This is a genomic window from Arthrobacter sp. NQ7, assembly GCF_029581595.2.
Classification (GTDB): Bacteria; Actinomycetota; Actinomycetes; order Actinomycetales; family Micrococcaceae; genus Arthrobacter; species Arthrobacter phenanthrenivorans_B.
Window position 1 is genome coordinate 1 of sequence record NZ_JARFXU020000059.1, and the last position, 595, is coordinate 595.

1 protein-coding gene is annotated in these 595 nt (G+C 71.6%); it reads left to right on the forward strand.

From position 1 onward, the window contains the following. Positions 1-595: DUF222 domain-containing protein (locus PUN71_RS23020; protein ID WP_277800582.1), on the forward strand; the 595-nt coding region annotated here is incomplete at both ends.

A 595-nucleotide genomic window follows, 5' to 3' on the forward strand; every position in this document is an offset into this window, starting at 1 on the left:
CGGACCGGCGGATGGACTACACCCCCGACCGCGACGGCATGGCCTGGCTCTCCCTCTACCTGCCCGGGGACACCGCATCGGCGATCTGGAACCGCACCACCGCCACCGCCCGCGGCCTCCAAAACCCGACCGAGCCCCGCACCCTCACCCAACTCCGCCCCGACATCGCCGCCTCCCTCCTCCTCGGCGCCGGGAGCCTTGCGGGTGGCGCGGGTGGCGTGGACACCACCCATGCCGACGCAGGCCCGGGAAACCCTGCAGGTGAGGCTGCCTGGAGCACGGGTGGGATCGGGAAGGTCCCCACCCCGCGCGCCGACGTCCTGGTCACCGTGCCGGTGTTCTCCCTCCTCGGCCTCACCGACGAACCCGCCGAACTGGACGGCTACGGCCCCATCCCCGCATCCCTGGCCCGGAAACTCGTCGCGGACGGGGCGGACTCGTTCCACCGGGTACTGGTCGACCCCCGCAACGGGGCACCTTTGGAGATCGGCCGCACCCGCTACCGGCTCACCCCGGCCATCAAACAATGGCTCAGGGTCCGCGACCGGAAATGCACCTTCCCCGGCTGCAGCAACCACACCCCGGACAACGACAC